This is a genomic window from Streptomyces sp. PsTaAH-137, assembly GCF_003259365.1.
Taxonomy (GTDB): domain Bacteria; phylum Actinomycetota; class Actinomycetes; order Streptomycetales; family Streptomycetaceae; genus Streptomyces.
Map to the genome: position 1 here is coordinate 1 of NZ_QLLY01000072.1, position 2,694 is coordinate 2,694.

2 protein-coding genes are annotated in these 2,694 nt (G+C 70.1%); one reads left to right on the forward strand and one right to left on the reverse strand.

Annotation, left to right across the window (positions count from 1 at the left end; all coding sequences use genetic code 11):
* Positions 1–135 precede the first annotated feature (135 nt).
* Complete coding sequence (locus K377_RS40890; protein WP_111668691.1) at positions 136–1,095, forward strand: aldo/keto reductase; 960 nt, start codon at positions 136–138, stop codon at positions 1,093–1,095.
* 81 nt (positions 1,096–1,176) lie between these two features.
* Here K377_RS40890 and K377_RS40895 read toward each other — a convergent pair whose 3' ends face one another.
* Positions 1,177–2,610 carry an MFS transporter gene (locus K377_RS40895; protein WP_111668692.1) on the reverse strand — a complete coding sequence of 478 codons (1,434 nt, stop codon included), beginning with the start codon at positions 2,608–2,610 and terminating at the stop codon, positions 1,177–1,179.
* Positions 2,611–2,694 lie beyond the last annotated feature (84 nt).

Here is a 2,694-nt window from a genome sequence, read left to right on the forward strand (position 1 = left end):
CCCCCGGCCTGTGCGCGCAGGCCCGCTGAACCTCCGCCTCCCCTCTGTCCTCACGCCCGGTGCGCTCCGCACCGGGCGCTTCGTCTTGTCGTACCGACCGCCGCCCCCGGGCCGGCCGAAGGAGCACCCGAACACATGCAGCACAGGAAACTCGGCCGTCAGGGGCTTGTGACCTCGGCACTCGGCTACGGCGCGATGGGCATCTCCATGTTCTACGGCCCCGGCGACGAGCGGCAGGGCATCGCCGCCATCCACCGGGCGTACGAGCTGGGTGTCACGCTGTTCGACACGGCCGAGCTCTATGGGTGGGGTGAGAACGAGAAGGTCGTGGGGCGTGCCGTCGCCGGGTTCCGGGACGAGATCACTCTCGCCACCAAGTTCGGCTTCACCCCGGAACTCGGCCGCGACAGCCGTCCCGCGCACATACGTGAGGTGGTCGACGCCAGTCTCCTGCGGCTCGGCGTCGACCACATCGATCTTCTCTACCAGCACCGCATCGACCCCGACGTCCCGATCGAGGACGTCGCGGGCACCGTGAAGGAACTGATCGACCAGGGCAAGGTCTCCTACTTCGGTCTGAGCGAGGCCGGTCCCCGCACGATCCGCCGCGCGCACGCCGTCCAGCCGGTCTCCGTGCTGCAGACCGAGTACTCCCTCTTCGAGCGGGACTGCGAACAGCTCTTCCCCACGCTCGACGAACTCGGCATCGGCTTCGTCGCGTACTCGCCGCTGGGCCGCGGCTTCATCACCGGGACCGCCAAGCCGGCCGGGCAGTACGCCGAGGGCGACATGCGCAACCGCGACCAGCGCTGGCAGCCGGGCAACTACGAGAAGAACCTCGACGCCGTACGCCGCCTCGGCGAACTCGCCGCGGGCCGCGGGCTCACCGTCTCCCAGCTGGCACTGGCCTGGCTCCTCTCGCGCGGCGAGCACATCGTGCCCATCCCCGGCACGCGCAGCCCCGACCGGGTCGCCGAGAACGTCGGGGCCGCGGGGGTCGCCCTGTCCGAGGAGGAGCTGGCCGTCATCGACGGCGTCCTTCCCGACGGCGGGTTCGGTGCGCGGTACACGGCTCATATGCCGAGGTGGGAGTAGGCGGTAGCCCGCGCGTGAAGCGGAAATGGCTTCGGCCCCGGAGGAATCCGGGGCCGAAGCCATTTCCGCAGTACGTGCGGGCTATGACTGCTTGCTCGTCTTCTTCGTGAGCCGGGGCAGGAGCAGTCCGGTGGCCGCGGCCGTGGCGAGGAGCATGACCACGCTGATGACGAAGCTGGTGTTCATGCCGCGCTGGAAGTGCGCGGTGTCGGCGATGAGGGCGCCGAAGGCGGCGACCGCGATGCAACTGCCGACCTGGCGGAAGGTGTTGAGCATGGCGGCGGCGGTGCCGGCCCGCTCGCCGTCGATGTTCTCCATGATCGCCGCCGTCAGGGACGGGACCGCGAAGCCGCCGCCGAGGCCGATCGGGACCAGCAGGAGCACCGGGATCAGGTAGGCGGTGGAGGAGGTCACGGTCAGCATCAGCAGGCTGCCCGCCGTCATGATCAGCTGACCGATGGTCATCGGCAGCCAGGCTCCCTTGCGCCCCGCCAGCTTGACGCTGGCCATGTTGACCACCGAGATGAGAGCGCACATCGGGATGAACATGGCACCCGTGCTGATCGGGGAGGCGCCGCGGACCTGCTGGAAGTACATGCCGAGCAGGAAGATGGCACCGTAGAAGACGGCGTTGATGGAGAAGCCGGCCGCGAGGCAGACGACCACGGTGCGGGACTTGAAGATGCTCAGCGGCACCATCGGGTGCTCGAGGCGCTGCTGCCGGGTGACGAAGACCAGCGCGGCCACGACGGTCAGGACCAGGGAGCCCAGGACCGTGAGGCTGCCCCAGCCCTCGCGGCCGCCCTCGATGACGGCGTACGTGAGGCTGGAGAGGGACGCGACGACGGAGAGCTGGCTGAGTACGTCGATCGGTGCCTGACGGCGCGGCGACGCGGTGATGCGGGTCAGCAGGGCCAGGCCGAGCGCTCCGACCGGAAGGTTGAGGTAGAACACGGCACGCCAGCTCAGGCCGCTGGTGAGCATGCCGCCGATGACCGGGCCCAGCGCCACGGCGACGGAGCCGGCCGCGGTCCAGATGGCGATGGCACGCGCCCGCTTGCCGGGGTCGGAGTAGGTCTGGCGGATCAGCGCCAGGGACGCGGGCACCATGAGCGCGGCCGCACCGCCCTGGATCATGCGGGCGCCGATGAGGGTGGCCAGGTTGGGCGCGATGCCGCAGGCGAGGGAGGCCGCGGTGAACAGGCCGAGTCCCCACGCATAGGCGCGGCTTGCGCCGATGCGGTCCGAGAACGTGCCGGCCGTCAGCATGAACGCGGCGAACATCAGGGTGTAGCCGTCGACGATCCACTGAAGGTCGGCCATCGAGCCGCTGAGGCTGTCGGAGATGGCCGGCAGCGCCACGTTGACGACGGATCCGTCGAGGCTGATGACGAAGAAGGCGAGCAGGGACGCGGCGAGGACGATGCCTTGGGACGAACGCCGCGGCGGGGCGGCGGCCGGGGCCGGCTCGATCAGGGGTTCGTCGGTCCGGGGGGACCGGGTCAGGATGGCCATGGAGATGCTCCTCAGTGACAGCCAGGGGGGGGAGAAGAAGGGGAGGGGTCAGGCGCTCGCGGCGGTGGTGGTGCGGCGGCTGAG

What these genes read in the sequence shown, in the direction of transcription:
- K377_RS40895 (WP_111668692.1), bottom strand. Translation starts at nt 2,610, where the DNA reads ATGGCCATCCTGACCCGGTCCCCCCGGACCGACGAACCCCTGATCGAG.
- K377_RS40890 (WP_111668691.1), top strand. Translation starts at nt 136, where the DNA reads ATGCAGCACAGGAAACTCGGCCGTCAGGGGCTTGTGACCTCGGCACTC.